Here is a 24549-nt window from a genome sequence, read left to right as displayed (position 1 = left end):
TCAACCTCCGCTGCCGTCGGCCGGGCCGATCAGCAGGTGATCGCCTTCGTTCAGGCCGTCCAGCACTTCTACCCGCAGGCGGTCGCTGATGCCCAGGCGCACTTCGCGTTCCTGGATGGCGCCGTTTTTGGCCACGACCCGGGCGATCTGCTTGTCGCTGCCTTGGCTGCCGAGCAGGGCGGCGACCGGCACAGTAAGGGCGTCCTTGACTTGGCTGGCGACGAAAAACACCTGGGTGGTCATCTCGGCCATCAACGCGTTGTCGCTGTTGTCCACGTCCAGCAGCACGGTGTACAGCACTACGCGGCCGCTGCCGGTTTTGCTGGTGCTGTTGGGGCTGCCATTGCCCTGGCTGGCTTCATTGAGCGGCTTGGGCGGGATCGGCAGGATCTGGCGCACGGTGCTGGTCCAGCGCCGTTTGCCGCCGGCGAGGGTGGTGAAATAGGCGCTCATGCCTGGTTTAACGTGGCCGATGTCGGCTTCGGACACCTCGGCCCACACGGTCATCGGCGACAATTTGGCGATGCGCAGGATCAGCGGCGTCTGTTGCTGGGCGTTGAGGGTCTGGCCGACCCGCGCGTCCACCGCCACCACGGTGCCGCTCATGGGCGCGTAGATGCGTGTATAGCCCAGCTCAGCCTCGTCACTGCGCAGGCTGGCCTGGGCCTGGCGGATCTGCGCCTGGAACATGTCGACCCGGGCCTGGGTGGCAGTTAGTTCGGCCCTGGCGGTTTGCACGTCTTCTTCGCGGGTGGCGTTGCCTGCAACCAGGCGTTGCTGGCGCTGGTATTTCTGGCGGGCGAGTTCGTGCTGGGCTTTCTGTTCCTGCAACTGGGCCTTGAGGTTTTCAATGGCGTAGCGGCTGGCATCGAGCTTGGCCTGTTGCGTGGCGGGGTCAATTTCCACCAGCAGCTCGCCTTCCTCGACGTGGTCACCCGCTTCCACGTGGATCTTGCGGATCTGCCCGGACGCCTGGGCGCCCACGTCGACATACCGGCGTGGTTGCAGGGTGCCCAGTGCGGTGACGCTGTTTTCAATGTTGCCGCGGGTTACGGTGACCGTGGGCAGGCTGTCGCGGCCCGGCGGCAGCACTTGCCAGGCCACCACCGCAAGGATGGGGAACAGGCACGCGACAACAAGCAGGGCGCGTCGGGCGGGGCGAGGGCGTTTCATGCATTGGTTCCAGCCAGGAAATTGAGGCCGCATTGGCGGAGGGCTGACAGTTATACGAGAAAATTGCCCGAGAATTTAGGTGTTTACATACGCGGTAACAGCTCTATCGAATAAAAAAATCGTACGTTGATGCAAGACTTCTTTAAAACTAGATGAGAATTACTATAAATTGCACGTACTCAAACTGCCATCATTCATGGCCTGCCTTCTTTAGCACTCAAGGATTAGATGCCGCCTACCCTGGCGGCCGGGAGTCATGTTGGAAAACTACTATCGCGAGCTGGTGTGTTTCCTCAACGCCAAGCTGGGCAACCGTCAGGTGGCCGAGGATGTGGTGCATGACGCTTATGTCCGGGTGCTGGAGCGCGCAAGCGACACGCCGATCGACCAACCGCGCGCGTTTTTGTACCGCACGGCACTTAACCTGGTGATCGACGGCCACCGGCGCAACGCTTTGCGCCAGTGCGAACCCCTTGAGGTGCTCGATAACGAAGGGCGTTTCGCCCCCAGTTCACCGCATGTCAGCCACGATCAGGGCCAACGCCTGGAAATGCTCGAACGTGCCCTGGCCGAACTGCCGGCGGCCTGCCGCGACAGCTTCCTGCTGCGCAAACTCGAGGGCCTGTCCCACCTGCAAATCGCCGAGCGCCTGAGTATTTCCCGCAGCGTGGTGGAAAAACATATCGTCAACGCCATGAAGCATTGCCGGGTGCGCATGCGTGAGTGGGAAGCGCACTGATCAACGATCAGTTAAATTTTATTTCATTGTCCTCGTTTCCTATCAACACATGACCTGTTGTTCAGGTCTTGAAGGTATTCCCGCCCCACCGCCAAGGGGCTTATCCAGAGGACACTGGAATGACACAGGCAATTGCTTCGCCCGCGGTTCACGACCTGATCGGTATCGGTTTCGGCCCTTCGAACCTGGCGCTGGCCATCGCCCTGCAGGAGCGCGAAAAAGCCCAGGGCAAACTGGACGTCCTGTTTCTCGACAAACAGGCCGACTACCGCTGGCACGGCAATACCCTGGTGACCCAGAGCGAGCTGCAGATTTCGTTCCTCAAGGACTTGGTGACCTTGCGCAACCCCACCAGCCCGTACTCCTTCGTCAACTACCTCAAGGCCCACGACCGGCTGGTGGACTTCATCAACCTGGGCACCTTTTACCCGTGCCGCATGGAGTACAACGACTACCTGCGCTGGGTCGCGGGGCAGTTCCAGCCGCAGGCCAGCTATGGCGAGGAAGTGCTGGCCATCGAGCCGATCCTGCATCAGCAACAGGTTGAAGCGTTGCGCGTGATCTCCCGGGATGCGCAGGGTGACCAGCATGTGCGCACCACCCGTTCGGTGGTGGTCAGCGCCGGCGGCACACCGCGTGTACCCGAAGCGTTCAAAGGCCTCAAGGATGACGGCCGGGTGTTCCACCATTCCCAATACCTGGCGCGTATGGCCCAACAGCCGTGCGTTGAAGGCAAGGCGATGCGCATTGCAATCATCGGCGGTGGTCAGAGCGCGGCTGAAGCCTTTATCGACCTCAACGACAGCTTCCCATCGGTGCAGGTCGACATGATCCTGCGCGGTTCGGCGCTCAAGCCCGCCGATGACAGCCCGTTCGTCAACGAAGTGTTCTCGCCGGCGTTTACTGACCTGGTGTTCCAGCAAGTCGGCGCCGAGCGCGAGCGCCTGGTGGCTGAATACCAGAACACCAACTATTCGGTGGTGGACCTGGACCTGATCGAGCGCATCTATGGCATTTTCTATCGCCAGAAAGTCTCCGGCGTTGCTCGCCAGGCTTTCCGCACCATGACCGTGGTCGAGAAAGCCAGCGCCAGCCCGCTGGGCATCGAACTGGCCTTGCGCAACAACGCCAGCGGCGAGACCAGTGTCAGCCATTACGATGCCGTGATCCTGGCCACCGGCTACGAACGCCAGATGCACCGCGAACTGCTGGCACCCTTGGAAGCCTACATGGGCGACTTCGAGGTGGCGCGCGACTACCGCATCGTCACCGACGAGCGCTGCAAGGCCGGCATCTATATCCAGGGCTTCAGCCAGGCCAGCCATGGGTTGAGCGATACCTTGCTGTCGGTACTGCCGATTCGCGCGGATGAGATTGCGGCGTCGTTGTATGAGCATGACCGTCACCGTGGCAAAGCGCGTTCGGTGCAGGACGTGTTGCTCGCCACTGCGAGCTGACAGGCAACACTTGTGACATCGGGGGCTCGCTGATACTGTACAAAAAACCAGTATCGGTAGCCCTCCATGCAATTGATCGAAAAACTCAGCATCCTCGCCGACGCCGCCAAGTACGACGCTTCCTGCGCCAGCAGTGGCGCGCCCAAGCGCAGCTCCGAAGGCAAAGCCGGCCTGGGTTCGACCGATGGCATGGGCATCTGCCACAGCTACACCCCCGACGGCCGTTGCGTGTCGCTGCTCAAGGTGTTGCTGACCAATTTCTGCCTCTACGACTGCCAATACTGCGTCAATCGCCGCTCCAGCGACGTGCCCCGTGCACGTTTCAGCCCGGAGGAGGTGGTCACCCTGACCCTGGATTTCTACCGGCGCAATTGCGTCAGCGGGCTGTTCCTCAGTTCCGGCATCATCCGTTCGGCCGACTACACCATGGAACAGTTGGTGCGGGTGGCGAAACTGCTGCGCGAAGAGCATGACTTTCGCGGCTACATTCACCTCAAGACCATTCCCGAAGCCGACCCGGCGCTGATCGCCGAGGCCGGGCGCTATGCTGACCGGCTCAGCGTGAATATCGAACTGCCCACCGATGCCAGCCTGCAAACCCTGGCGCCGGAGAAGCAGATCGTTTCGATCAAGCAAGCCATGCAGACCATTTATACCGGCGAGCAAACCGTCCTCAACGAGCCACGCGCGCCGCGTTTCGCTCCGGCCGGGCAGAGCACGCAGATGATTGTCGGCGCCGACGACACCGACGACAGCACCATCTTGCATGGCGCCGAAGCGCTGTATGGCAACTACAAGCTGCGCCGCGTGTATTACTCGGCGTTCAGCCCCATCCCCAACAGCCCGAAAAGCGTGCCCCTGGCCGCGCCGCCGTTGATGCGCGAACACCGCTTGTACCAGGCGGACTTTCTGCTGCGTAGTTACGGCTTCAGTGCCAACGAACTGTTCCAAGGGCCGGGCCATCTGGCGCTGGATATCGACCCCAAGCTGGCCTGGGCCCTGGAGCATCGCGAGGTGTTTCCCCTGGATCTGAACCGCGCCGAACCGACCTTGATCGCGCGAATCCCCGGCATCGGCCTGCGCACCACTCAGCGTCTGGTGGACCTGCGCCGCGAGCGCAAGATCCGTTTCGAAGACCTGGCGCGCATGCGCTGCGTGCTGGCCAAGGCCAAGCCGTTTTTCATCACCAGCGACTACCACCCGCAACAGGCCGAGAGCACCAGCGTGCTGCTGCGCGAGCAACTGCGCGATCGCCCGCAGCCACAGCAAATGGGGTTGTGGGGATGATCAGCCTGGAATGCGACAACCTGTTCAGCACCTGGCGTGAGCAGGCGCGCTGGCTGCTCAGCCATCAGGTCGACCCCAGCAAAGTAAGCTGGGGTGAGGTGCACGTGGCGGACCTGTTTGCCACCGACGAGTCCATTCCTGAAGAGCTTGGGCCGTTCCAGGCGCGGATTCCCAAAGCCTTGTTGGAACTGCTGGAATCGGCGGCTTGCTATCACGGCGATCAGCGTTGGAGTTTGCTCTACGAGGTGTTGTGGCGGGTCAGTCATGGCGACCGTACGGCCATGCTGGCAGGTGACAAACTGGGCAGCGAGTTACAGCGGCGGATCAAGCAGGTCAGCCGCGAAGCCCATCACTTGCATGCATTTGTGCGGTTTATTGCCGTGCCCGCAGAGGCTGGCCCTGAGCTGCCGGAGTACGTGGCCTGGCATGAGCCGGCCCACGACATATTGAAATCAGCCAGCCAGCACTTTATCGGGCGCATGGGCCGCCATCGCTGGATGATCGCCACGCCGTTGGATGGGGTTTACTACGATGGTGAGCAGTTGATTCATCAACGGCAGTGCCCCGAGGCGTGGCAGCAACTGGCGCAAAATGTCGAAGACCCGCATAGCGCCATGTGGCTGACCTACTACAGCCACATCTTCAACCCGGCGCGCTTGAACCCCAAGGTAATGGAGGGGCACTTGCCCAGCCGGTTCTGGAAGAACTTGCCGGAGGGTAAGTTGATCCCGGGGTTGATCAGTGAGGCGCGGACGGGCAAACAGAAGGATGGGCAGGCGAAGCTTGTAGGCGCCAAGCCTGGTAAGCGAATTGCGAACCCTATCAATGCGGGAGCTGTTGTTTAGTTCGTGCGCGGGGTGGGGCTTTGCGCGGGAGGGCTGATGAACTGCTTCAGCGGCGAATCCAGGTCATCGGTTTTAACCGGCGGGCGAAAGTCTTGAGTGCTGGCAGGTATCACATTCTTCAATGCGTAATCGGCGCCGGAAGGTTGAGTGCCTGAAGGGGTGGGTTGGCTTGCAACGCCAGGCAGCTCTTTCAGGCAGTTCTCTTTCTCGATGCCCTCCGGGAAATCACGACAGGCCTGTTCGCGGTTTTTGCGAATACACCGTTCTCGTTCTGCAGGCACCAGGCGATTCTGACAAGAAGCCCCCGACAATATCCCGACGACTACCTTAAACCACGCGGCTGAAGCGTCGCTGCCGGCTGGGGCTGCCTGAGCGGCAGGCGAGAGGAGGCAAGTGAACAGTGCGCAAATCAATAATGACGTTTTGATGGTGTTCATCCTTGAAACGGCCAATCAGCAGTAAGCTCGGTATAGCATCGTGGTGTTTCAAACTGCAACATGATGGTCGTTCCCACGCTCTGCGTGGGAGCGATTTATAGCGATGGACGGTGTTCAGGCCAGCTCAGTCGCGGTGTTTTTGACCACCGCCAACTCCGGATGCGCCACCAACTTATCAATGTGCAACTCGTCATTATTCAACCACGTCTCCGTCAGCACCCGGTAATGCTCCATATCGCGGCAGCGCATGCGCAGGCTGTAGTCGAACGGCCCGCTGATCAGTTGGCATTCGAACACCTGCGGGCAAGCTTTGACGCACGCCTCGAAAGCCTTCTGCGCCGAGCGCCCGCTCTGATTGGACAAGGCCACCAGCACCAGCAGCGACAGCCCCGGCGAGACCATCTGCACATCGATGATCGCCCCGTAACCGCGAATCACGCCGCGTCGTTCCAATTTGCGCACCCGTTCCAGGCAGGGCCTGGGCGTCAAATGCACCAGCGACGAGAGTTTTTCGTAGGTGATACGCCCTTGGTGCCGCAACACGTCGATGATGGCCTCATCGATGCGGTCCAGCGCAGGGGAAGAGTGGGGTCCGTTGGCCTTGGTATCCATGAGTTCACTTCAAACGATTGGAAAGAAATTGCTGCAAGCGCTCGCTGCTGGGGTGGTCGAGAATCTCGGCGCCGCCTTGCTCCTCGACACGGCCCTGGTGCAAGAACAGCACTTGGCTGGACACCTGGCGGGCAAAGCCCATTTCGTGGGTGACCATCAGCATGGTACGACCTTCCTCGGCCAACGTCTGTATGACTTTGAGGACTTCTCCTACAAGTTCAGGGTCCAGCGCTGACGTTGGTTCGTCGAACAGAATGATTTCCGGCTCCATCGCCAGCGCCCGTGCGATGGCCACGCGCTGTTGCTGGCCGCCGGAGAGAAACGCCGGGTATTGGTCTGCCACACGGCCCGGTAAGCCGACTTTGTCCAGGTACATGCGCGCGCGTTTTTCTGCCTCGGCCGCGCTGACATTCAGCACGCGGCGCGGGGCCATGGTGATGTTTTCCAGCACGGTCATGTGGCTCCATAGGTTGAAGTGCTGGAACACCATGGCCAGGCGCGTGCGCAGGTTCTGCAATTGCGCCTGCTGCGGCGCGCGGGTGCCGGCGCGGCCTGGCTGCATTTCGATGCTGATGCCGTCGAGAGTAATCACCCCGGCGTCTGGCTGTTCGAGAAAGTTGATGCAGCGCAGCATCGTGCTTTTGCCCGAGCCGCTGGCGCCGATTAGGCTGATCACATCGCCCTGGCGCGCATTGAGGGACACGCCCTTGAGCACTTCGTGGTCGCCGTAGCGTTTGTGAATGCCTTCGACCTGGAGCTTGATCGCGGCCGTGTGGGCGACGGTTTGTGCAGAAGGCGCTACATCAACAGGATAAGTAGCCAGAGCCTGCGCGGACTGATTCATGGGTTAGCCTCGGGTAGGAACAAGAAAACGCATCCAGCGACGTTCGGCCAGTCGAAACAGGCCCACCAGTGCAAAGGACAGCAGCATGTAGAGCAGGGCGGCGATGCCGAACGCCTGGAACGTCAGGAACGTCTCGGCGTTGGCGTCGCGGGCCACCTTGAGGATGTCGGCGACGGTGGCGGTGAATGCCAGGGAAGTGGCGTGCAGCATCAGGATCATTTCATTGCTGTAGGCCGGCAACGCTCGGCGCAACGCGGCGGGCAACACCACAAACAGGTTCAGCCGCCAGCCGTGTAGACCGTAGGCGCGCGCCGCCTCGATTTCGCCATGGGGAATATTGCGGATCGCCCCGGCGAAGATTTCCACGGTGTAGGCACAGGTGTTCAGCACAAATGCCAGCAGCGTGCAGTTCAGCGCATTGCGGAAAAACTGGTTGAGCAGAGCGTTGTCCTGCACCACTTCCAGGCTGTACAGCCCGGTGTAGCAAATCAGCAATTGGATATACAGCGGCGTGCCACGAAACAGGTAGGTGTAGACCTCCACCGGCCAGCGCAGCCAGAAGTGCTCCGACACGCGGGCCAGCGCCAGTGGGATCGACAGGGCAAAGCCTGCGACCACCGAGATGATAAACAGCCATAAGGTCATGGCCACACCGGACAACCCCGCGCCATCGCTGAACAGGTAGGCCAGGCCGTATTGCTGGAACAGTTCGATCATCGTGCCATCCCCTTGATGCCGAGGTTATAGCGCCGCTCGAGGCGCTTGAAGATGCGGTTGGAGAGGGTGGTGATCACCAGGTACACCAGGCCGGCAAGGATCAGGAAATACAACGGTTCGTTGGTGCTCTTGCCGGCGTTTTGCGCGGCTTTAACCAGGTCCGACAGGCCGATGATCGACACCAGTGCGGTGGACTTGAGCAGCACCAGCCAGTTATTGCCCAGGCCCGGCAGGGCAAAGCGCATCAGTTGTGGGAACAGCACCAGGTGAAACCGCTGCCAACGGCTCAAGCCGTAGGCGGTCGCGGCTTCCAGTTGGCCTACCGGCACGCTGAGGATCGCGCCACGGAAGTTCTCGGTGAAATACGCGCCGTAGATAAAGCCCAGGGTGATCACCCCGGCGGTAAACGGATCGATTTCAAAGTAGTCCCAGCCGAACACTTCGCTCAGGTCGTTGAGCCACAGTTGCAGGCTGTAGAAAATTAGCAGGATCAGTACCAGGTCCGGCACGCTGCGGATCAGTGTGGTGTAGAGCGTGGCCGGCACGCGCAGCCAGTTGACGCTGGAGAGCTTGGCGCCGGCGGCGATCAGGCCCAGGGTGAGGCTTAGTGCCAGCGCCAGGAACGCCAGCTTGACCGTCATCCAGGCACCCTGGGCGAGCATCGGGCCGTAGCCTTGCAGGTTGAGGAGTTCGTTCATGGGGGGTATCTCTAAAGGACGCAGACATTCCCCTGTGGGAGCGGGCTTGCTCGCGAAGGCGGTTTATCAGGCACACATTCAGCGACTGACACTGCGCATTCGCGAGCAAGCCCGCTCCCACAGGTTACTCGTTGTAGATATCTTGATCGCCGAAGTACTTCTTCTGGATCTGCGCATAAGTGCCATCGGCCTGGACGGCGGCGATGCCTTTGTTGATCAGCGCGCGTAGCTCAGCGTCGTTCTTGCGCAAGCCCATGGCGATGTCCAGGGGCAGGGTCGGGTCCTTGAAGGCCGGGCCGGTCTTGAAGTCGGCGCCTTCAGGCTTGGACAGGAAGTTGAGCTGCGCTTCGAGCTTGTCGGTGAGGGTGGCATCGAGGCGGCCGTTCTGCAGGTCGGCGTAGTTCTGCTCCTGGGACTGGTACGCCTTGATCTGGGCGCCGAGCTTGGCCAGGTGCGCCCGCGCGTAGGCTTCTTGCAGCGAACCTTGCAGCACGCCGACTTGCTTGCCTTTCAGGGATTCGGGGGTGTCGCCGAAGTCGGCGCTTTTACGGGTGATCACCGAGGTGGGGCTGAGGAACAGCCGGTCGGTGAAGTCGATGACTTTTTCGCGCGCCGGCGTCACGGCCATGGAGGACATGATCGCGTCGAACTTGCGCGCGCGCAGGGCTGGGATCATGCCGTCGAATTCGTTGTGCACCCAGGTGCATTTGACGTCGAGCTTGGCGCAGATGGCGTTGCCCAACTCGATATCAAAACCTTGCAGGCTGCCGTCGGCGGCTACGGATTCGAAGGGAGGGTACTCGGGGAATACGCCGAAGCGGATTTCTTTCCAGTCTTGGGCGTGGGCGGCGCTGGCGCACAGTGGCAACAGCAACGCAGCGAAGAGTGATCGCAGTGGAGTCATGGGGCGTCCCTATATTTTGTAATTGATGTCAGGGCAGTTATTGGATAAAGCAACGTTCTTTCGGTGTGGCTTTTGTTGTTGTGAAGGCGTTTTTCTGTGGCGAGGGGGCAAGCCCGCTCGCCACAACACGCCCGCCTGGCACAACAGGTGTGTTCAGCGCAGTGAGTCTGCTGGGCACAGAGAATGCTTCATGGTAGTGCGTTTTTTGTGTCGTTTACCCCGTGCATAAAGCGCGAATTGCGCTGTTAAAAAGCGCAATGCAGCGGAATCGGCTGCGGCATGCGCTGAATCGGCTTTTCAAGGTGTAAGTTGTGGCCCGCCCTGGGCGCAAAGCGGCAGGCCAGAGCGGTCTCAGGCGCGCTTTTTCTGCTGTGCGCGCGGTTGTTGCGCCAGGCGTGCGAACAGGTCTTTCGGGTCGGCCAGGTCCGGCACCAGCTCAAGCGTGCTGCCGATATCCAGTGCCTTGGCCACGTCGAGCACGTAACGCAGCGCCGAGTAGTCTTCGATGGCAAAACCCACCGAGTCGAACAGGGTGATCTGGCGCGCGTTTTCGCGGCCGGGTTGCTGGCCGTTGATGACTTGCCACAGCTCGGTCACCGGCGAATCTACCGGCATGTGCTGGATCTCACCTTCGATGCGGCTTTGCGGTTCGTACTCGACGATCACCCGGGCGCGTTCGACGATACGTCGGTCCAGCTCGGTCTTGCCCGGGCAGTCACCGCCCACGGCGTTGAGGTGCATGCCGGGCTCGATCATTTCATCCGTCAGAATGGTCGCGTAGGCCTTGTCCGCCGTCACGGTGGTGACGATATCCGCACCTTTCACCGCTTCGGCCACGCTGCCGGCCAGGATCACCTTGATCGCCGGGAACGCCTTGAGGTTGGCCGCCAGCTTGGCGGTAGCCTTGGCGTCGATGTCGAACAGGCGAATCTCGTTGATGCCGAGCATGGCGTGGAAAGCCAGGGCCTGGAATTCACTCTGCGAGCCGTTGCCGATCAGCGCCATGCTGCGGCTGTTGTCGCGCGCCAGGTAGCGGGCGACCAAGGCTGAAGTGGCTGCGGTGCGGATCGCGGTGGTCAGGGTCATTTCCGCCAGCAGCACCGGCTTGCCGGTGTCCACATCGCCCAGGGCACCGAAGGCCATCACGGTGAGCATGCCGGCCAGGGTGTTTTTCGGGTGGCCGTTCACGTATTTGAAGGCGTACAGCGAGGCGTCGGACACCGGCATCAGCTCGATCACGCCGTCCGGCGAGTGGTTGGCCAGGCGCGCGCATTTTTCGAAGTCCTGCCAGCGCAGGTAGTCGGCGCGGATGTACTCGGCCATTTCCGTGATGCAGGTTTGCAGGCCTTTTTGCGAGACCAGGTAGCAGAGGTCGTTGACGTCGATATAGCGGGTCATGGCAAGACTCCTTATTGAAATGAGGGGCGGGCGGGCAGGTGCACTTCCGCCAGCATGCAGCGGGCACTGCCGCCGCCGATGCGTTCGATGTTGTCGATGTTCACCACCACCGGCCGTGTGTGGCGTTCCACATGCTGGCGCTGGGCTGGTTGCAGGGCCCCCCAGGCGCTGGCGGACATGACCAAAAGCGGCTGGCCGTCGCGGTCATGGACTTCGAGCATGTTGCCGGCGAAGGCTTCCAACTGGTCGAAGTCGAGGGCGAGGATGTCTTTGCCGGTATCGCGCAGGGAGCGTTCCAGGCCCAGGCGTTCGTCGGCGTCAGGCAGGGCTTGCAAGCACACCACCGAGAGGTCACGGCCGACGCTCATCATCACGTTGCTGTGGTAGATCGGCGCGTGATGGCGGTCGACGGCGTGGAACACGCAGAGTTGGTAGTCGAGGCGGTCGGCGAACTGGCGCAGGGCGTCCTGGTGGGTGCGCCCGGAGTGGCAGGCGTAGCTGATGCGGTGTTGGCGGTCGAGCACCATGCTGCCGGTGCCTTCGAGGAAGATGTTCTGTTGTTCGAGGTGGCTGAGGTCGATGGTGTCTTTGATCGCAAAGCGCTGCTCCAGTACGTGCAGCACACCTTTGTTGCGCTCCAATCGTCGGTTCTGGCCTTCCATCGGGTACAGCACCAGGCTGCCGTCGGCATGGCTGCTCCACCAGTTATTGGGGAAGATCGAGTCGGGCGTGTGAGGCGCCGGGGTGTCCTGCACCACCAACACTTCCACGCCGTGTTGGCGCAGGGTGTCGACATAGCGGTCGAATTCTTCCAGCGCTTTGTGCTGTGCGCTGAGTGGGTCCAGGGGCGGGCGTTGGAAGCGGTTGTTGATCGCGGTGTCCGGGTTGAAAGCAAAGCGCGCCGGGCGAATCATCAGGACGGTGTTTGTTGTTTGCATGGGTGCACGGGTCCATGGGGGCTGAGCTGTGGGGGTATTTTGTGCGTTGTGATGGGGGAATCCCGGCTGAAACAGCGGGGCGGCTCAGCCGGGAAAGCTGAAAAGTGGGGTGAGGCAGCCGAATCGGCTGTCAGGGTTGGAATGAGGTCAACTGTGGGAGCTGGCTTGCCTGCGATAGCGGTGTATCAGTGCCATATTCTTGGCTGGCACACCGCCATCGCAGGCAAGCCAGCTCCCACATTGGTATTGTTGGGGCTGTTATAGCGCTGTCCGTCAGGAGGAATCATGTCTACCGCCGTTCGTCTCGCCCAGGCAGCCGATGCCGAGGGGATCAGCCAGGTCATCCTGGCGGCCTTGCACAGCAGTAATGCGCGGGATTACCCGGCGGATGTGATTGCGCGGGTGGCGAGCAACTTTACCCCGGACGCCGTGCAGGCCTTGCTCCAGCGGCGAGTGGTGCTCGTGGCGACTCAGGGTCAGGTGATCGTCGCCACTGCCGCGCTTGATGGCAATGTGGTGCGCTCGGTGTTTGTGAACCCGGCGCTGCAAGGGCAGGGCATTGGGCGGCTGCTGATGATTGAGATCGAACTGCGTGCCCGGGAAGCCGGGGTGACGGTGTTGAGTGTGCCGTCTTCGCTGACCGCCGAGCCGTTTTATACAAAGATGGGCTTCCACACGGTGCGCGATGTCTATCACGGTAACGAGCGCACGCTGGTGATGGAGAAGGCGCTGTTATCCCGCCACCCCATCGGGCCGTATCGTGATCGTCAGCACCGTGCGCAAGTGGTGGCCCTGTGGCAGGAGGCGTTTGGGTATGACACCGCGCACAACCTGCCGACGTTGGCGATTGATAAGAAGCTGGCGGTTAACGATGGGTTGTTTTTCGTAGCGACGGATAAAAAAGCCGTGATCGGCACCCTTCTCGCAGGCTACGACGGGCATCGTGGTTGGCTGTATTCGGTGGCGGTGCACGCTGACTATCGGCGTCACGGCCTGGGCTCCTCGCTGGTGCGGTATGCCGAGCAGGCGTTGACGGCGTTGGGGTGCATGAAGATCAATTTGCAGATTACTGGCGGCAATGATGGGGTGGCGGGGTTCTATGAGGCGTTGGGATATGGAGTGGAGCCGAGGATTAGTATGGGTAAGAAGATAGCCGTGAACATCCCCAAGGATGTGTGAGAACACCGAAATCAACTGTGGGAGCTGGCTTGCCGGCGATGGCGGTGCATCAGTCAACTTATTGAGTCACTGATAGACCGCCATCGCCGGCAAGCCAGCTCCCACATGGGTTTTGTGGTGTTGCTGGCGTTTGGGCTTAGACCTTGACGATCCAGCCTGCTGGCGCTTCGACGTCACCGGTTTGCACGCCGGTCAGCTCTTTGTAGAGCTTCTGGGTGATCGGGCCGACTTCAGTTTCGCTGTGGAACACGTGCAGTTTGCCGTTGTACTGGATGCCGCCGATGGGCGAGATCACAGCGGCCGTGCCGCAGGCTCCGGCTTCCTTGAACTGATCCAGTTTGTCGATGAACACTTCGCCTTCGACCACTTTCAGGCCCAGGCGGGACTGGGCCAGTTCGATCAGCGACAGGCGGGTGATGCCTGGCAGCACCGAAGGCGACTTCGGCGTGATGAACTGGTTGTCGTGGGTGATCCCGAAGAAGTTGGCCGAGCCGACTTCTTCGATTTTCGAATGGGTCATCGGGTCCAGGTAGATCGCATCGGCGAAACCGGATTTTTTCGCTTCGGCACCCGGCATCAGGCTGGCGGCGTAGTTACCACCCACTTTGGCGGCGCCGGTGCCTTGTGGCGCGGCGCGGTCGAAAGTGGAGATCTGGAAGTTATGCGGCACCAGCCCGCCTTTGAAGTAGGCGCCGACCGGGATGGCGAAGACCGAGAAGATGAACTCCGGCGCGGTACGCACGCCGATGTTGTCACCGGTGCCGATCACGAACGGGCGCAGGTACAGCGCGCCGCCGCTGCCGTACGGCGGGATGAACCGCTCGTTGGCCTTGACCACTTGTTTGCAGGCTTCGATGAAGTCTTCGGTGGGCACGTGCGGCATCAGCAGGCGTGCACAGCTGCGCTGCATGCGGGCGGCGTTCTGGTCCGGGCGGAACAGGTTGATTGAACCGTCCTTGCAGCGGTAGGCCTTGAGGCCTTCAAAGCATTGCTGGCCATAGTGCAGGGCCGTGGAGCCCTCGCTGATGTGCAGCACGTTGTCGTCGGTCAGGGTGCCGGCTTGCCATTCGCCGTTTTTCCAGACCTGGAGAAACCGCTTGTCGGTCTTGATGTAGTCAAAACCCAGCTTGTCCCAATTGATGCTTTCGTTACCCATGACACCCTCTATCTCTGGTCAACCGCCTGGTCGAAGACAGGCTTGTCGGTTTTTTTTCTGGATGGGCGCAACAATACTGCATTATTGGCCGGTGTGGGAGCAGGTGGGTGGGCCGTTCAGTCTGTGTGTTGGCTGATCCACCGCTATCGCAGGCAAGCCAGCTCCCACATTTGGAATGCATTCCCGTGTGGGAGCTGGCTTGCCTGAGATGGCCTCACTGTAGTTTTACAGGTGCAGCGCGTGGCCCAGGGCCCTTAAGGCCGCCTCTTGTACAGCTTCGCCGAGCGTTGGGTGGGCGTGGATGGTGCCGGCCACGTCTTCCAGGCGCGAACCCATTTCCAGGCTCAGGCCAAAGGCCGTGGACAGTTCGGACACGCCAACACCTACCGCTTGCCAGCCGATGATCAGGTGGTTATCACGGCGAGCGACCACACGCACGAAGCCGGTTTTCGACTCCAGCGTCATCGCCCGGCCGTTGGCCGCGAACGGGAAACTCGACACGATGCAGTCCAGGCCCGCCGCCTTGGCTTCATCCGGGGTCTTGCCGACCACCACCAGTTCCGGATCGGTAAAGCACACGGCTGGAATGGCCGCCGGGTTGAATTCGCGGGTTTTACCGCTGATCAGTTCGGCGACCATCTCGCCCTGGGCCATGGCCCGGTGCGCCAACATCGGCTCGCCACTCAGGTCGCCAATCGCCCAAACATTGCGCATGCTGGTCTGGCAACGGCTGTCGATCTTGATCGCCGCGCCGTTCATGTCCAGGTTCAGCGCTTCGAGGTTCCAGCCTTGAGTGTTGGGTGTGCGACCGACGGCCACCAGCACTTGATCAGTTTCCAGCGACAAGGTGTCGCCATTCGGATCGCGCACTTGCAGGCTGTTGTTCTCGAAACCGGTCACGCTGTGCTTGAGGTACAGCTTGATCCCCAAGTGCTTGATGGATTCAGCCACCGGCAGCGTCAGTTCGCCGTCGTAAGCCGGCAGGATGCGCTCCTGCGCCTCGACCACACTGACCTCAGCGCCGAGCTTGCGGTAGGCAATGCCCAGCTCCAGGCCAATATAGCCGCCGCCCACCACAACCAGGCGTTTGGGCACGCGGGTGGGGGCCAGCGCTTCGGTGGAGGAGATGATCGGCCCGCCAATTGGCAGCATCGGCAGGTTGACGCTTTTCGAGCCGGTAGCCAGCAGCAAGTGTTCGCACTGGATACGCTGGTCGCCGACATCAATGGTCTTGCCATCGACAACCTTGGCCCAACCGTGAATCACCTGCACTTTGTGTTTTTTCAACAGTGCGGCAACGCCGCTGGTCAGGCGGTCGACGATGCCGTCTTTCCATTCCACGCTTTTGCGGATGTCCAGGGTCGGCACGTCCACTTCGATGCCCAGCTGCGAACCCTGGCTGTGGTGCACGGTTTGCTGGAACTGCTCGGCCACATGGATCAAGGCTTTCGAGGGGATGCAGCCGATATTCAGGCAGGTGCCGCCCAAGGCCTGGCCTTCCACCAGAATGGTCGGGATGCCCAACTGACCGGCGCGAATCGCCGCCACATAACCGCCAGGGCCGCCGCCGATAATCAGCAACGTGGTGTGTAGTGTCTGAGACATGCCTTACTCCAAAAACAGGCTGGCGGGTTGTTCGAGCAGGCCGCGAATGGCCTGGATGAATTGCGCCGCGTCCATGCCATCGACCACGCGGTGATCGAAGGAGCTGGAGAGGTTCATCATCTTGCGGATTACGATCTGGCCCTTGATCACCATCGGCCGCTCAACAATGCGGTTGACGCCGACGATGGCCACTTCCGGCAGGTTCAGCACGGGTGTGCTGACGATGCCGCCCAACGCGCCCAGGCTGGTCAACGTAATGGTCGACCCCGACAGCTCATCGCGGCTGGCCTTGCCATTGCGCGCGGCGCTGGCCAAACGGGTGATTTCCTCAGCATTGCCCCACAGGCTGCGGGCTTCGGCATGGCGCACCACCGGCACCATCAGGCCCACGTCGCTCTGGGTGGCGACCCCCACATGCACCGCGCCGAGGCGGGTGATGACCTGGGCTTCGTCGTCATAGCGCGCGTTGATCTGCGGGAAGTCCCGCAGCGCCACGACCATGGCGCGCACGATAAACGGCAGCAATGTCAGCTTGCCGCGTGCAGCGCCGTGTTTCTCATTGAGGTGCACGCGCAGCTCGTCGAGGGCAGTGACGTCGATTTCTTCCACATAGCTGAAATGCGCGGCGCGCCGGGTCGCGTCCTGCATGCGCTGGGCGATCTTGCGGCGCATGCCGATCACTGGGATCTGTTCTTCGTCGTTGCGTTCGGCGTAGGGGTTGGCAGCGGTTTTAGTTTGCGCCGGACTCTGGAGCAAGAAAGCCTCCAAATCTTCGTGCAGAATCCGGCCCGCAGGACCAGAGCCCTGCACCAGGCGTAACTGAATGCCAGCATCCAGCGCGTGTTTCCGCACGGCAGGCGAGGCCAATGGGCGTTCGTCGGCTTCACGGGCCACGGGTGCTTGAGCCGCCACCACTGGCGCGGGCTTGCTTGGCGCCGGCGCGGGTTTGGCTTCAGCAACCAGAGCGGGTGCAGGCGCAGCTTTTGCCGGTGCAGCCACCGCCGGTACATCTTTGGCGTTACCCGCGCCTTCCACTTCAATGCTGATCAAAATACTGCCCACGGCCATGACTTCACCTGGCTCGCCGCCGAGGGAAATCACCTTGCCGTGCACCGGCGAGGGAATGTCCACCATCGCCTTGTCGGTCATCACATCCGCCAGCACTTGGTCTTCAACCACCAGGTCGCCAACCTTTACATGCCATACCGACAGTTCAACTTCTGCGATGCCTTCGCCAATGTCCGGCATCTTGATAATGTGCGTGCCCATTCAGACCTCCATGACCCGTTTCAACGCCGCGCCCACGCGGGACGGCCCTGGGAAATACGCCCACTCTTGCGCGTGCGGGTAGGGGGTGTCCCAACCGGTGACGCGTTCGATCGGCGCTTCCAGGTGGTGGAAGCAATGCTCTTGCACCAGCGCCACCAGCTCGGCGCCAAAGCCGCAGGTGCGGGTGGCTTCATGCACCACCACGCAACGGCCGGTCTTTTTCACCGACTTGACGATGGTTTCCAGGTCCAGCGGCCACAGGCTGCGCAGGTCAATAACTTCGGCGTCGATGCCGGTTTCTTCGGCGGCAACTTGCGACACATACACGGTGGTGCCGTAGGTCAGCACGGTGACGGCCGAGCCCGGGCGCACGATGGCGGCCACGTCCAGCGGCACGGTGTAGTAACCGTCCGGTACTTGCGCTTGCGGGTGCTTCGACCACGGGGTTACCGGGCGGTCGTGATGGCCGTCGAACGGGCCGTTGTACAGGCGCTTAGGCTCTAGGAAAATCACCGGGTCATCGTTTTCGATCGAGGCGATCAGCAGGCCCTTGGCGTCATACGGGTTGGACGGCATCACCGTGCGCAGGCCGCAGACCTGGGTGAACACTGCTTCGATACTCTGGCTGTGGGTCTGGCCGCCATAGATACCGCCACCGCAGGGCATGCGCATGGTCAGCGGCGCAGTGAACTGCCCGGCCGAGCGATAACGCAAGCGCGCCGCTTCCGAGATGATCTGGTCGGTAGCGGGGTAGACGTAGTCGGCGAACTGGATTTCCGCCACCGGGCGCAGGCCGTAGGCACCCATGCCCACCGCGACGCCGACGATGCCGCTTTCCGAGATCGGCGCGTCAAACACCCGCGAGCTGCCGTACTTGTTCTGCAAACCTTCGGTGCAACGGAACACGCCGCCGAAGTAACCGACGTCCTGGCCGAACACCACCACGTTATCGTCACGCTCAAGCATCACATCCATGGCCGAGCGCAGGGCCTGGATCATGGTCATGGTGGTGGTGGTCATGGCGGTTTCCAGTTCAATACTGTTGTTGTGATCGTTCATGTCAGATCCCCAACTCTTGACGCTGGCGCTTCAAGTGCTCCGGCATCTCTTTATAGACGTCCTCGAACATGGTCGCGGCGCTTGGAATCTGGCCGCCGGCAAGGGTGCCGTACTGTTCGGCTTCTTTTTGCGCCGCAATGACTTCGGCTTCAAGTTCGGCACTGACCGCCACGTGTTCCTCTTCGGACCACTGGCCAATCTTGATCAGGTGCTGCTTGAGGCGGGTAATCGGGTCACCCAACGGGAAGTGGCTCCAGTCATCGGCGGGGCGGTATTTGGACGGGTCATCGGAGGTGGAGTGCGGGCCGGCGCGGTAGGTGACCCACTCGATGAGCGTTGGCCCCAGGTTGCGGCGCGCACGCTCAGCAGCCCAGGCGGAGGCGGCGTACACCGCGATAAAGTCGTTGCCGTCCACACGCAGCGAGGCGATGCCGCAACCCACGCCGCGTCCGGCGAAGGTGGTGGCTTCACCACCGGCAATCGCCTGGAAGGTGGAGATCGCCCACTGGTTGTTGACCACGTTGAGAATCACCGGCGCGCGGTACACGTGGGCGAAGGTGAGGGCGGTGTGGAAGTCGGATTCGGCGGTGGCGCCGTCGCCGATCCAGGCCGAGGCGATTTTGGTATCGCCCTTGATCGCCGAGGCCATGCCCCAGCCCACGCCTTGTACGAATTGGGTGGCGAGGTTGCCGGAAATGGTGAAGAAGCCGGCGTCTTTGACCGAGTACATGATCGGCAGTTGGCGACCCTTGAGCGGGTCGCGCTCGTTGGACAGCAGTTGGCAGATCAGGTCCACCAGCGGCACTTCGCGGGCCATCAGGATGCTTTGCTGGCGGTAGGTGGGGAAGCACATGTCGTCGATGTTCAAGGCCAGGGCCTGGGCGCTGCCGATGGCTTCTTCGCCAAGGCTTTGCATATAAAACGACATTTTTTTCTGACGCTGGGCGACGACCATGCGGTTGTCGAATATCCGCGTCTTGAGCATGGCGCGCATGCCTTTACGCAGAATCTCGACGGGAACGCCCTCGGCCCACGGGCCAAGGGCCTGGCCCTGGTCGTCGAGCACGCGAATCAGGCCCTTGGCCAGGTCGGCGGTGTCGGCAGGTTCTACGTCGATGGCGGGTTTGCGCACCAGGCCGGCGTCAGTGAGGCGCAGGTAGGTAAAGTCGGTCTTGCAGCCTGGGCGGCCCGAGGGTTCGGGAACGTGCAGGCGCAGTGGTTCGTACTGCTGAGTCATGGCTTCTACGCTCGATCTTGTGAATTTCTTGTAGTGGGCGCGCTAGCTGACAGTCAGTCTCCGGGTAAGAGAAATCTTGTCCTACAAACATCATAGGCGTGGCGTAGAAGAATATTTATCTCTGTTTCATTGCGCTCGCGATCATTTGAGGATAAAAAAACTGCATAACCATAATAAACAGGTGATTTTGTCTCATGCGCAAACTGGACCGTACCGACATCGGCATTCTTAACGCCCTGCAGGAGAACGCCCGCATCACCAACGCCGACCTGGCCCGCTCGGTCAACCTATCGCCCACGCCGTGTTTCAACCGGGTCAAGGCGATGGAGGAATTGGGCCTGATTCGCGACCAAGTCACGCTGCTTGACGCCGACTTACTCGGGCTGCACGTCAACGTGTTCATCCATGTGAGCCTGGAGAAGCAGAACGAACTGGCGTTGCAGCAGTTTGAAGGCGCGATCTCGGACCGGCCCGAAGTGATGGAGTGCTACCTGATGGCCGGCGACCCGGATTACCTGATCCGCGTGCTGGTGCCGACGATTCAGTCGCTGGAGCGCTTCATGATGGACTTTTTGACCAAGGTGCCGGGCGTGGCCAATATTCGCTCCAGCTTTGCGCTCAAGCAAGTGCGCTACAAGACGGCGCTACCATTGCCGCCAGGTGGCTTGATGGTCTGAGCGGCAGTAGACGGCGGCGGCGCCAGGGCTGCCGTGGCCGCTCTTGCCGTGCCCATTTTTAATTGACCTTAGTCAATATAAGTTGGCGTTTGTCCGAGTGTTCCCCTGCGCCTGCTAAGCTCTACTTTTAAAGGGCGGGACACGTCATGGACAATCAGCAATTAATATGCCGCGCGCTCTACGACTTTAATCTAACTCAGCTTTCCATTGTCGCAGCACTGGAAGACATGGCTGCGCTCATTGAAAATATAAGTTGCGTTTCGCCGCCGATCAGCGCCTCTTTAAAACGTCATCTGGAAACGGTCGGGCGAAACTGTGATCGGTCCTGTAATGCGATGTATTCGCTGCTCCACGAAGAAGCCAACGTCGAATTACCCAGCTGAAAACGCGCTTGGGTTGGGCGAGTTTAGTTTGTTAGCTAATTAACGGAAGTGTAAGAATTATTCTCATCCGAATAATAAAATTCTACGTGGACAGTCACATATTTTTCACACATGCTTCCCCACGATAGTAGCCATAGGCCATTTAACTAATTGAGCCCGGGCAAGAGGTGAGTAGAGATGTCCATGAGATCCTTGAAGTTAAACTTTCGTGCTGCCCTTTGTTTTGGCGTGGTGTGCATTCTGCTATTAATTCAGGGGGGCATGACGCTGGTAAAAATCGATACTGTTTATGCATCGACGGTTGAAATTGAAACCAACTGGCTGCCGAGTATTCGTCTGGCCGGGAAAATCGACTCGGCGCTGTATAAGCTGCGCCTGGAGCTGCGCAATTTTGCGATGGACGCCGCCCGGCAGAACCCAGGTTCACTGGAAAAAATACGAAGCCTGCGAGCAGACCTGATCAAGGTCGCTGAGAGCTATGCGCCCATGGTGTCGAGTCCCGAGGAGCAGGCCAAATATGACCAAGCCCTCAGTAGTATTCGAAGTTACGACCAGAAGGTCGACGCATTTCTTGGGTTCTCTTCCACGGCGTCCACTGAGCAGCTCGCGGTCTTCATGCGCGACACCCTGAGCCCCATTGCCTCAAAGGCGCAAGACTCGATCAACGAGCTGATCCAGTTGAATGAACGCGGGTCGCAGCAAGCGGTGCAGGTGGCCGCCAGCGAGCACAACGCGACGCGCCTGTTTACCTGGGCGCTGATGGCTGTTTCAGTGCTGCTGACGGTTGTAGTCGCCGGTCTGTTTGCCCGCAGTATTATTACCCCGGTACGTGAACTGCTGGTGTCGACCTCAAAGATCGCCGAAGGGGATCTACGCGTGGCCATTACCGTAGACGGCCAGGATGAGCTGACGGCGCTGCAGCAATCCACAGCTGCCATGCAGGTGAACCTCAAGAACACCCTGCAGCAAATCAGCGATGCATCCGGGCAATTGGCGTCGGCTGCCGAAGAGATGAGTTCGATCACCCGTGAGTCCAGTGCCGGCATTGAGCGCCAGAGCCACGAAACCGACCAGGCTGCCACGGCGGTTAATCAGATGACCGCCGCAGTGGAGGAGGTGGCCCGCAATGCGGTCTCGGCCTCCCACTCGACTCAGGACTCCCAGCGCTCGGCGAAAATCGGCCAGGAGCGTGTTACCCAGACCATTGCCTCGATCGAAAAACTCAGCGCCACGGTGCAGCAGACCGGTGTGGAAGTTGAAGGCCTGGCCAAGCAGGCGCAGGACATTGCACGGGTGGTGGAAGTGATCCGCTCGATTGCCGAACAGACCAACCTGTTGGCGCTGAACGCTGCCATAGAGGCGGCGCGGGCCGGTGAGCAAGGGCGCGGCTTTGCGGTGGTGGCCGATGAAGTGCGGGCACTGGCCCACAGGACTCAGACCTCGACCCAGGAAATCGAGCAGATGATTGCGAAGATACAAACCTGTTCCAGCGAGGCCGTAGCGTCCATGAGCATGAACCGCAATGAAGCGGTGGACTCACTGAAAATCGCCCACGAAGCCGGCCATGCCATCATTCAGATTACCGAGGCCATTGCCGATATCAATGAAAGGAACCTGCTGATCGCGACGGCTTCCGAGGAACAGGCCCACGTGGCCCGCTCGGTGGATCAGAACCTGATCAGTATTCGCGACCTGTCGATCCAGAGTTCGTCAGCCGCCGGACAGACCTCCATCGCCAGCCACGAGCTGTCGAAACTGGCGATAGACCTCAAGCAGATCGTGGCCCGTTTTTCGATAGCCTGAACCTGCACACAGTGAGGCATGGCCTATGTTGAAACGCATTCTTGTGTCGCAAGTGATCCTGGGCATGTACATCCATAAACTTGAGGGCGCCTGGATCAAGCATGGCTTTTGGAAAAGCCGTTTTCTCCTCAAACAAACCGAGGACCTGCAGCGTCTGCGGGACTCGCCGGTTCAAGGCGTATGGATTGATACACTCAAAGGCTGCGACGTAGCGCCGAGCGCTACGGTCGCGGTGACACCAGCGCCCACGGCGGGCAAGCCCCGCGAGGTACTGACCCGCCACGAGATGAAGGCGGAAGTGGCTCGCGCGGTAAAGTTGTGTGGGGTTGCCAAGCGCGCGGTGATCACCATGTTCGGCGAGTTGCGCATGGGCAAGGCGGTCGACCCCACCGAAGTCACTCAACTGGTGGACGATATTTCCCAATCACTGCTGCGTCATCCTCACGCCTTCATCAGCCTGGCACGCCTGAAGACCGCCGATGAATACACCTACATGCACTCGGTGGCCGTGTGTGGGTTGATGATTGCAATGGCGCGCCAGCTGCAATTGGAGCCCGCCCTGATCCAGGAGGCAGGGCTGGCAGGGCTGTTCCACGATGTCGGCAAGATGGCGGTTCCCGAAGCGATCCTGAGTAAGCCCGGCACGTTGACAGCGCTTGAGTTTGCCTCGGTGCGTCTGCATCCGGTACAGGGCGCAGACATGCTTCGCCAGTGCCCGCACATCAGCGCACTGGTGCTCGATGTGTGCTTGCATCACCATGAAAAATGCGATGGCAGCGGCTACCCCCACGGCCTGGTTCAGGACCAGATCAGCCTGTTTGCGCAAATGGGCGCAGTGTGTGACGTGTACGATGCGATCACCTCGGAGCGCCCCTACAAACATGGCTGGGGGCCTGACGAGGCGATACAGAAAATGGCGGAATGGAAAGGCCATTTTGATGCCCGGGTGTTCCAGGCGTTTGTCCGGTGCGTGGGCATTTATCCGGTCGGCGCCCTGGTTCGACTGGAGAGTGGCCGTATCGGCGTGGTCATCGAACAAAACCCTGGCGCATTGCTGACGCCGATCGTGAAAGTGTTCTTTTCCACGCGTTCCCGCTTGCCGATTACCCAGGTGGTGGTCAACCTGGCCAAACAGCCCGACAAGATCGTCGGCCGAGAAACTGCTGAAGCGTGGGGCTTCAAGCACCTCGACGAATTGTGGTCAGGGCTTGCGCGCGTCAAAGGGTCCTATTTCGATCAGCCGACTTAAAGTTGATTGAGCGGAATTTTCAGGTAGACCACGCCATTTTCCTCCGCCGGCGGCATATTCCCGGCCCGCACGTTCACCTGGATCGCCGGCAACAGCAGCGTCGGCATCCCCAGCCCGGCATCACGCGTGGTGCGCATTTCAACAAACGCAGCCTCATCCACACCGTCATGCACATGGATATTCCCCGCGCGCTGTTCCGCCACGGTGGTCAGGCACTTGGCCTCACGGCCTTGCGGCGGATAGTCATGGCAGACATACAGCCGGGTTTCATCCGGGAAGGCCAGCAACTTGCGCATCGACGCATATAACTGCCGCGCATCCCCGCCAGGAAAGTCGCAACGCGCAGTGCCCACATCGGGCATGAACAGCGTGTCGCCCACCAGGATCAACCGGTCGTCGATCAAGTAAGCCATGTCCGCCGGCGTATGCCCGGGTACATGCAGCGCCTGGGCCTTCACGTTGCCGATGTGAAAGATCTCATCCGGCGCAAACAAATGGTCGAACTGCGAGCCATCGACGCGAAATTCGGGCTCCAGGTTGAACAGATTCTTGAATACCCCTTGCACCTTGCTGATCGACTGACCAATGGCAATCTTGCCGCCCAAGGTGCGCCGCAGGTACGGCGCGGCAGACAGGTGATCAGCATGCGCATGGGTTTCCAGCAGCCATTGCACCTGCAAGCCGTGCTCACGCACAAAGGCTGTGACCTTGTCCGCCTGGGCCGTATGGGTGCGCCCGGAGGCTGGGTCGTAATTGAGCACCGAGTCGACGATAGCGCAGGGGCCGCCGTCAGTTTCATAGATGACATAGGTGAAGGTCGACGATGCCTCGTCCAGAAAATCTTGAATCAACGCTGGCATGGCGGCTGTCCCTCGGTGGTGAA

General features: G+C 60.6%; 24 protein-coding genes. 9 read left to right on the top strand and 15 right to left on the bottom strand.

Annotated features, from left to right (window positions below; all coding sequences use genetic code 11):
• Entirely contained in the window at positions 1-1173 is a 1173-nt protein-coding gene (locus K0P33_RS20410; RefSeq protein ID WP_094951328.1) for an efflux RND transporter periplasmic adaptor subunit, read from the bottom strand.
• Between the two features lie 256 nt (positions 1174-1429).
• Here K0P33_RS20410 and K0P33_RS20405 point away from each other — a divergent pair, with 256 nt between their 5' ends.
• From K0P33_RS20405 to K0P33_RS20390, 4 genes are all read left to right on the top strand, one after another.
• Positions 1430-1912 (top strand): sigma-70 family RNA polymerase sigma factor, encoded by a 483-nt coding sequence (locus K0P33_RS20405; RefSeq protein WP_094951329.1) that lies wholly within the window; start codon positions 1430-1432, stop codon positions 1910-1912.
• 119 nt (positions 1913-2031) lie between these two features.
• Complete coding sequence (locus K0P33_RS20400) at positions 2032-3369, top strand: SidA/IucD/PvdA family monooxygenase (protein WP_094951330.1); 1338 nt, start codon at positions 2032-2034, stop codon at positions 3367-3369.
• Between the two features lie 66 nt (positions 3370-3435).
• A complete protein-coding gene (locus tag K0P33_RS20395; protein WP_094951331.1) occupies positions 3436-4656 on the top strand; it encodes a putative DNA modification/repair radical SAM protein in 1221 nt (406 codons plus the stop codon).
• Complete coding sequence (locus K0P33_RS20390; RefSeq protein ID WP_242150870.1) at positions 4653-5501, top strand: TIGR03915 family putative DNA repair protein; 849 nt, start codon at positions 4653-4655, stop codon at positions 5499-5501. The genes K0P33_RS20395 and K0P33_RS20390 overlap by 4 nt, the downstream gene beginning before the upstream one ends.
• Here K0P33_RS20390 and K0P33_RS20385 read toward each other — a convergent pair.
• The 8 genes from K0P33_RS20385 to K0P33_RS20350 form a co-directional block, all read right to left on the bottom strand.
• Complete coding sequence (locus K0P33_RS20385) at positions 5498-5938, bottom strand: hypothetical protein (protein ID WP_141240559.1); 441 nt, start codon at positions 5936-5938, stop codon at positions 5498-5500. The genes K0P33_RS20390 and K0P33_RS20385 overlap by 4 nt on opposite strands.
• A gap of 114 nt (positions 5939-6052) precedes the next feature.
• On the bottom strand, positions 6053-6550 hold the full coding sequence (locus K0P33_RS20380) for an Lrp/AsnC family transcriptional regulator (RefSeq protein ID WP_029296543.1): 498 nt from the start codon (positions 6548-6550) through the stop codon (positions 6053-6055).
• Between the two features lie 4 nt (positions 6551-6554).
• Positions 6555-7394: an ATP-binding cassette domain-containing protein gene (locus K0P33_RS20375; RefSeq protein WP_242150867.1), complete on the bottom strand. Its 840-nt coding sequence runs from the start codon at positions 7392-7394 to the stop codon at positions 6555-6557.
• A 3-nt stretch (positions 7395-7397) separates the two neighbouring features.
• Positions 7398-8111: an ABC transporter permease gene (locus K0P33_RS20370; protein WP_242150864.1), complete on the bottom strand. Its 714-nt coding sequence runs from the start codon at positions 8109-8111 to the stop codon at positions 7398-7400.
• A complete protein-coding gene (locus tag K0P33_RS20365; RefSeq protein WP_094951335.1) occupies positions 8108-8809 on the bottom strand; it encodes an ABC transporter permease in 702 nt (233 codons plus the stop codon). Before K0P33_RS20365 ends, K0P33_RS20370 begins: the two co-directional genes overlap by 4 nt.
• A 124-nt stretch (positions 8810-8933) precedes the next feature.
• On the bottom strand, positions 8934-9713 hold the full coding sequence (locus K0P33_RS20360; protein ID WP_242150861.1) for an ABC transporter substrate-binding protein: 780 nt from the start codon (positions 9711-9713) through the stop codon (positions 8934-8936).
• 351 nt (positions 9714-10064) lie between these two features.
• Positions 10065-11111, bottom strand: coding sequence for an ornithine cyclodeaminase (locus tag K0P33_RS20355; RefSeq protein WP_242150858.1), 1047 nt, complete (start codon positions 11109-11111; stop codon positions 10065-10067).
• Positions 11112-11122: 11 nt separating this feature from the next.
• Positions 11123-12049 carry an arginine deiminase-related protein gene (locus tag K0P33_RS20350; protein WP_242150855.1) on the bottom strand — a complete coding sequence of 309 codons (927 nt, stop codon included), beginning with the start codon at positions 12047-12049 and terminating at the stop codon, positions 11123-11125.
• 285 nt (positions 12050-12334) lie between these two features.
• On the opposite strand from K0P33_RS20350, the gene K0P33_RS20345 reads away from it, so the two are divergent.
• Positions 12335-13228, top strand: coding sequence for a GNAT family acetyltransferase (locus tag K0P33_RS20345; RefSeq protein ID WP_094951339.1), 894 nt, complete (start codon positions 12335-12337; stop codon positions 13226-13228).
• 136 nt (positions 13229-13364) lie between these two features.
• On the opposite strand, the gene K0P33_RS20340 is transcribed toward K0P33_RS20345, so the two are convergent.
• The 5 genes from K0P33_RS20340 to K0P33_RS20320 all read right to left on the bottom strand — a co-directional run bounded on the left by K0P33_RS20340 (position 13365) and on the right by K0P33_RS20320 (position 19554).
• Positions 13365-14384 carry a branched-chain amino acid aminotransferase gene (locus tag K0P33_RS20340; protein WP_242150851.1) on the bottom strand — a complete coding sequence of 340 codons (1020 nt, stop codon included), beginning with the start codon at positions 14382-14384 and terminating at the stop codon, positions 13365-13367.
• A 225-nt stretch (positions 14385-14609) separates the two neighbouring features.
• Complete coding sequence (lpdA, locus tag K0P33_RS20335) at positions 14610-15989, bottom strand: dihydrolipoyl dehydrogenase (protein WP_242150847.1); 1380 nt, start codon at positions 15987-15989, stop codon at positions 14610-14612.
• Between the two features lie 3 nt (positions 15990-15992).
• Complete coding sequence (locus tag K0P33_RS20330) at positions 15993-17258, bottom strand: dihydrolipoamide acetyltransferase family protein (protein ID WP_242150844.1); 1266 nt, start codon at positions 17256-17258, stop codon at positions 15993-15995.
• On the bottom strand, positions 17259-18317 hold the full coding sequence (locus tag K0P33_RS20325) for an alpha-ketoacid dehydrogenase subunit beta (RefSeq protein ID WP_053256985.1): 1059 nt from the start codon (positions 18315-18317) through the stop codon (positions 17259-17261).
• A gap of 1 nt (position 18318) precedes the next feature.
• The gene (locus K0P33_RS20320; protein WP_094951343.1) at positions 18319-19554 is read right to left on the bottom strand and encodes a 3-methyl-2-oxobutanoate dehydrogenase (2-methylpropanoyl-transferring) subunit alpha; all 1236 of its coding nucleotides are present in this window, start codon (positions 19552-19554) and stop codon (positions 18319-18321) included.
• A 194-nt stretch (positions 19555-19748) separates the two neighbouring features.
• On the opposite strand from K0P33_RS20320, the gene K0P33_RS20315 reads away from it, so the two are divergent.
• From K0P33_RS20315 to K0P33_RS20300, 4 genes are all read left to right on the top strand, one after another.
• Positions 19749-20231, top strand: a complete 483-nt coding sequence (locus tag K0P33_RS20315) for an Lrp/AsnC family transcriptional regulator (protein ID WP_083357856.1) — start codon at positions 19749-19751, stop codon at positions 20229-20231.
• Positions 20232-20377: 146 nt separating this feature from the next.
• Positions 20378-20614 (top strand): hypothetical protein, encoded by a 237-nt coding sequence (locus K0P33_RS20310; RefSeq protein WP_242150841.1) that lies wholly within the window; start codon positions 20378-20380, stop codon positions 20612-20614.
• Between the two features lie 177 nt (positions 20615-20791).
• Positions 20792-22417, top strand: a complete 1626-nt coding sequence (locus K0P33_RS20305; protein WP_263273547.1) for a methyl-accepting chemotaxis protein — start codon at positions 20792-20794, stop codon at positions 22415-22417.
• Between the two features lie 25 nt (positions 22418-22442).
• Positions 22443-23666, top strand: a complete 1224-nt coding sequence (locus tag K0P33_RS20300) for an HD-GYP domain-containing protein (protein WP_242150836.1) — start codon at positions 22443-22445, stop codon at positions 23664-23666.
• On the opposite strand, the gene K0P33_RS20295 is transcribed toward K0P33_RS20300, so the two are convergent.
• Entirely contained in the window at positions 23663-24526 is an 864-nt protein-coding gene (locus tag K0P33_RS20295) for an MBL fold metallo-hydrolase (RefSeq protein ID WP_242150833.1), read from the bottom strand. The two genes, K0P33_RS20300 and K0P33_RS20295, sit on opposite strands and share 4 nt — an antisense overlap.
• Positions 24527-24549: the final 23 nt, after the last annotated feature.

Origin of the sequence: Pseudomonas sp. ArH3a, assembly GCF_022648765.1 — a bacterium.
Taxonomy (GTDB): Bacteria; Pseudomonadota; Gammaproteobacteria; order Pseudomonadales; family Pseudomonadaceae; genus Aquipseudomonas.
This window is presented reverse-complemented; position numbering and strand designations above follow the sequence as displayed.

What these genes read in the sequence shown, in the direction of transcription:
- K0P33_RS20410 (WP_094951328.1), bottom strand. Translation starts at nt 1,173, where the DNA reads ATGAAACGCCCTCGCCCCGCCCGACGCGCCCTGCTTGTTGTCGCGTGC.
- K0P33_RS20405 (WP_094951329.1), top strand. Translation starts at nt 1,430, where the DNA reads ATGTTGGAAAACTACTATCGCGAGCTGGTGTGTTTCCTCAACGCCAAG.
- K0P33_RS20400 (WP_094951330.1), top strand. Translation starts at nt 2,032, where the DNA reads ATGACACAGGCAATTGCTTCGCCCGCGGTTCACGACCTGATCGGTATC.
- K0P33_RS20395 (WP_094951331.1), top strand. Translation starts at nt 3,436, where the DNA reads ATGCAATTGATCGAAAAACTCAGCATCCTCGCCGACGCCGCCAAGTAC.
- K0P33_RS20390 (WP_242150870.1), top strand. Translation starts at nt 4,653, where the DNA reads ATGATCAGCCTGGAATGCGACAACCTGTTCAGCACCTGGCGTGAGCAG.
- K0P33_RS20385 (WP_141240559.1), bottom strand. Translation starts at nt 5,938, where the DNA reads ATGAACACCATCAAAACGTCATTATTGATTTGCGCACTGTTCACTTGC.
- K0P33_RS20380 (WP_029296543.1), bottom strand. Translation starts at nt 6,550, where the DNA reads ATGGATACCAAGGCCAACGGACCCCACTCTTCCCCTGCGCTGGACCGC.
- K0P33_RS20375 (WP_242150867.1), bottom strand. Translation starts at nt 7,394, where the DNA reads ATGAATCAGTCCGCGCAGGCTCTGGCTACTTATCCTGTTGATGTAGCG.
- K0P33_RS20370 (WP_242150864.1), bottom strand. Translation starts at nt 8,111, where the DNA reads ATGATCGAACTGTTCCAGCAATACGGCCTGGCCTACCTGTTCAGCGAT.
- K0P33_RS20365 (WP_094951335.1), bottom strand. Translation starts at nt 8,809, where the DNA reads ATGAACGAACTCCTCAACCTGCAAGGCTACGGCCCGATGCTCGCCCAG.
- K0P33_RS20360 (WP_242150861.1), bottom strand. Translation starts at nt 9,713, where the DNA reads ATGACTCCACTGCGATCACTCTTCGCTGCGTTGCTGTTGCCACTGTGC.
- K0P33_RS20355 (WP_242150858.1), bottom strand. Translation starts at nt 11,111, where the DNA reads ATGACCCGCTATATCGACGTCAACGACCTCTGCTACCTGGTCTCGCAA.
- K0P33_RS20350 (WP_242150855.1), bottom strand. Translation starts at nt 12,049, where the DNA reads ATGCAAACAACAAACACCGTCCTGATGATTCGCCCGGCGCGCTTTGCT.
- K0P33_RS20345 (WP_094951339.1), top strand. Translation starts at nt 12,335, where the DNA reads ATGTCTACCGCCGTTCGTCTCGCCCAGGCAGCCGATGCCGAGGGGATC.
- K0P33_RS20340 (WP_242150851.1), bottom strand. Translation starts at nt 14,384, where the DNA reads ATGGGTAACGAAAGCATCAATTGGGACAAGCTGGGTTTTGACTACATC.
- lpdA (WP_242150847.1), bottom strand. Translation starts at nt 15,989, where the DNA reads ATGTCTCAGACACTACACACCACGTTGCTGATTATCGGCGGCGGCCCT.
- K0P33_RS20330 (WP_242150844.1), bottom strand. Translation starts at nt 17,258, where the DNA reads ATGGGCACGCACATTATCAAGATGCCGGACATTGGCGAAGGCATCGCA.
- K0P33_RS20325 (WP_053256985.1), bottom strand. Translation starts at nt 18,317, where the DNA reads ATGAACGATCACAACAACAGTATTGAACTGGAAACCGCCATGACCACC.
- K0P33_RS20320 (WP_094951343.1), bottom strand. Translation starts at nt 19,554, where the DNA reads ATGACTCAGCAGTACGAACCACTGCGCCTGCACGTTCCCGAACCCTCG.
- K0P33_RS20315 (WP_083357856.1), top strand. Translation starts at nt 19,749, where the DNA reads ATGCGCAAACTGGACCGTACCGACATCGGCATTCTTAACGCCCTGCAG.
- K0P33_RS20310 (WP_242150841.1), top strand. Translation starts at nt 20,378, where the DNA reads ATGGACAATCAGCAATTAATATGCCGCGCGCTCTACGACTTTAATCTA.
- K0P33_RS20305 (WP_263273547.1), top strand. Translation starts at nt 20,792, where the DNA reads ATGTCCATGAGATCCTTGAAGTTAAACTTTCGTGCTGCCCTTTGTTTT.
- K0P33_RS20300 (WP_242150836.1), top strand. Translation starts at nt 22,443, where the DNA reads ATGTTGAAACGCATTCTTGTGTCGCAAGTGATCCTGGGCATGTACATC.
- K0P33_RS20295 (WP_242150833.1), bottom strand. Translation starts at nt 24,526, where the DNA reads ATGCCAGCGTTGATTCAAGATTTTCTGGACGAGGCATCGTCGACCTTC.